The sequence below is a fragment of the Actinomycetota bacterium genome, from assembly GCA_036280995.1.
Classification (GTDB): domain Bacteria; phylum Actinomycetota; class CALGFH01; order CALGFH01; family CALGFH01; genus CALGFH01.
Map to the genome: position 1 here is coordinate 1 of DASUPQ010000463.1, position 3,446 is coordinate 3,446.

3 protein-coding genes are annotated in these 3,446 nt (G+C 69.3%); 1 reads left to right on the plus strand and 2 read right to left on the minus strand.

Annotation, left to right across the window (positions count from 1 at the left end):
- Positions 1-709 (minus strand): AfsR/SARP family transcriptional regulator (locus tag VF468_15455; protein HEX5879690.1); only part of this gene is annotated, 709 nt, incomplete at its 3' end.
- Between the two features lie 582 nt (positions 710-1,291).
- On the opposite strand from VF468_15455, the gene VF468_15460 reads away from it, so the two are divergent.
- Positions 1,292-2,557, plus strand: a complete 1,266-nt coding sequence (locus VF468_15460; GenBank protein HEX5879691.1) for an IS256 family transposase — start codon at positions 1,292-1,294, stop codon at positions 2,555-2,557.
- Between the two features lie 549 nt (positions 2,558-3,106).
- Here VF468_15460 and VF468_15465 read toward each other — a convergent pair.
- Positions 3,107-3,446: hypothetical protein (locus VF468_15465; GenBank protein HEX5879692.1), on the minus strand; the 340-nt coding region annotated here is incomplete at its 5' end.

A 3,446-nucleotide genomic window follows, 5' to 3' on the forward strand; every position in this document is an offset into this window, starting at 1 on the left:
CCGCCTCCAGCTCGCGCAGCCACGGGCTGGGGTCGATCCCCAGCTCCTCGGCGAGGGTCCGGCGTGCCGCCTGGAAGGCCTGGAGCGCCTCGGCCTGCCGGCCCGCACGGTACAACGCCACCATGAGCAGGCCGTGCAGACGCTCCCGGAACGGAAAGCGGCCGACCAGCTCCTGGAGGTCGGCGACGGCGGCGGCATGCCCGCCAAGGGCCAACTCAGCCGCCAGGCGATCCTCCAGCGCGACCAGGCGAAGCTCCTCGAGCCGCTGCCGTTCGGCCTGGGCGAACGGCTCATCGGCCACGTCGGCCAGCGCCGGTCCACGCCATAACGCTAGCGCCTCCCGCAACGCCTGGGCGGCCGGGCGGGGCCGCTCGGCCGCCAGCAGCCGATGGCCTTCCTCGGCCAGCGCGGCAAAGCGAGCGGCATCCAGGTCGGCGGGAGTGATCACAAGCCGGTAGCCGGGAGGCTGGGTGACCAGCACCCGCGGCTGTGTCCGCGGCTGGCGACTGGGCTCCAACACCCGGCGCAGGTTCGAGATGTAGGCCTGCAGCGAGGCGGTCGCCTGTGCGGGTGGTTGCTCCCCCCACAGCTCCTCGATGAGGCAGTCCAGCGCCACCACGCGGTTGGTGTGCACCAGCAACACCGCCAGCAGGAGGCGCTGCTTTGGCCGTCCCAGCTCGACCCGCCGCTGGCCGTCCAGGACCTCCAAGGGTCCAAGGATCCGAAACTGCACGCCGCCCGCCGCCTTCCAACACCCTGCGAGCTCCACGCCAACCCGGAGACCGACATGGACCCGCCGGACTCATCATCGCGTCCTCCACACCGTCGTACCAACCCCGTGGTCAACGGCAAGCCGCTTGGAAGTGCCACGGCCAAAGGCAACGACAGAGTCGAATGGCAGCGCACCCGCATGTGGCCACAAAGCGTCGTCTAGCCTCGCTTGACACGGTTTGTGCGATGACTGTGAGCGGCGCAGAGCCGACCTGAGGGCTACGTGAAGGCCGCAGTGAGGTATCGGTATTCGTACCGGCGGCTCTTCAGGGCGGAAGCATCGTCGGTTATCTTGCTCGGTGGGCCGGCTACCAACCGAGCCTGAGATCAGTGGCCGGGGAGTGGTGCGGATCACCGCGAGAGGGGTACCTCCAGCTGCTGGTCAGTCCCGAGACGTCCGTCCAGCGAGGTATGACCTGAAGTTGTGGATCGGGTCTGGAGATGTGAGCGCGGCGTACCTTCCCGGATGACAAGTCCTGGAGACGCCGGCGGGGCAACGCCGGCGGGGAAGGAACGCCGCATGCTGAGTGTAGTCACCGATGCCCAGGCGCATGACGAGCTGTGCTTGGACCTGGACCAACTGGTGCGCGAGGGCGCCCGGCGGATGCTGGCCGCCGCGTTGGAGGCCGAGGTCGGCGTTTATCTCGCCGCGCACGCGGTCGAGCGGGACGAGGGTGGCCGGCGGCTGGTGGTGCGCAACGGCCACGCACGCCAGCGCGAGGTCACGACCGCGGCGGGAGCGGTCCCGGTGCGCGCGCCGCGGGTGGATGACCGGCGAGTCGACCCGGTGACCGGCGAGCGGCTGCGGTTCCGGTCGGTGATTCTGCCGCCGTGGTGTCGCAAGAGCCCCAAGGTGGCTGAGGTGTTGCCGCTGCTGTACCTGCATGGGCTGTCCACCGGCGACTTCGTGCCGGCGTTGGCGGCGTTCTTCGGTTCTGCGGCGGGGTTGTCGGCAGCGGTCATCACGCGCCTGGTCACCCAGTGGCAGGCCGACCACGAGGCCTTCTCTCGCCGCGACCTGACCGACCGTGACTATGTGTACGTCTGGGCCGATGGGGTGCACTTCCGGGTGCGGCTGGACCAGGCCCGGCTGTGCTGTTTGGTGATCGTGGGGGTGCGCGCCGACGGCACCAAGGAGCTGGTCGCCGTGGCTGATGGCGAGCGGGAGTCGACCGACAGCTGGGCCGAGGTGCTGCGCGACCTGCGGCGGCGCGGCATGCAAGCCCCGGTCGTCGCGGTCGGCGACGGGGCGCTGGGGCTGTGGGCGGCGCTCCGGGACGTCTTCCCCGAGACCCGCCAGCAGCGCGACTGGGTCCACAAGCTCGCCAACGTGCTGGGCTGCTTGCCCAAGGCTGTGCAGGACGGCGCCCGCAAGGCCCTGGTCGAGATCCGCGATGCCCCTGACCGTCCCCACGCCCAGCGCGCCATCGAGGTCTTCGCCCGCGACTACAGAGTCAAGTGGCCCAAGGCCGTGGCCAAGATCGTGGACGACGCCGAGGCGCTGTTGTGCTTCTTCGATTTCCCGGCCGAGCATTGGGTGCACTTGAAGACCAGCAACCCGATCGAGTCGACCTTCGCCTCGGTGCGGCTGCGCACTCGGGTGACCAAGGGGCCCGGTTCCAAGGCGGCTGGGCTGGCGATGGCGTTCAAGCTGCTCGAGGCCGCCCAGGACCGCTGGCGGGCGGTGAATGGGCCGCACCTGGTCGCGCTGGTGCGGGCTGGTGCGCGGTTCGACAAGGGGGTGATGGTCGAGCGTCCCGACGAGGTGAAGGAGGTCGCCGCGTGATCGTCAACCACCGGCGATCCACAACTATTGACCATTCCTCATCTCTCGAAAGCTGAGGTGGGTGGGCAGCAGGGGGAGCAGGCGCAGCTCGGCCCTGGTGAGCGACGACGCGCCCATGATCGGCTCATGGAGCCTGTCCAGCCCGGACTGCAGCTCCTCGGCCTGGCTGGATCGGGCGCAGGCGGGCGGCTCGGACGAGGTGCTCCTGGGCCGTCTGGGTCGCACCCCGATGGATCGATGTCCTGGCCGCGACCGCGTAGACCAGGGTGAGGGGAACGTAGTCGTCCACCCACGATCGTCCGGGGCTACTGGGCTGGAGGTTGATGGCCCGGGTTACCACCAGGACGGCCGGTCAGCAGCGACACCGCCGTCTGGATCCATCGTGATCATCTTGGCCCAGGTCTTGACCGGGAGGGTGTCGGTGGGACTGAACGCGGTCGCATTTCGGCCTGAGCGGCTAGTCCTGGCCTTGACGTCCGCCGGTTCCAGACCCCCGGGATGATTGCGATCGGCAATGCGGTTGGTGGGTCACGGCTTGGTGCATTACCGTTACCGGCGTAGGTCGGAATGCTCCAGGGTGTCGGCGTACAGCCGCAACATCCCGGTGGTGGCGGCAAACAGTGGCGTTGGGTCGATGCCGAGTTCGGCCAGCCGGTCGGCCAGGGGCACCACCTCGGTCGCTAGAAAGCCGAGCAGCAACAGGCTCAATCTGTGGCCGATCCCATCGGCGCCCGGCTCCTGCTCCAGGAAGGCCTCGACCTCGCCGTTCAAGGCCTCGATGTCCAGCTGTGAGGCCCGGTCTTGGTCCGCCACTGCCTGCTCACCGGCCGCCTCCGGACGCTGGTGCCTGGACGATCTGGCCGCTCGCCGGAGATCGACGAGGGCCGGC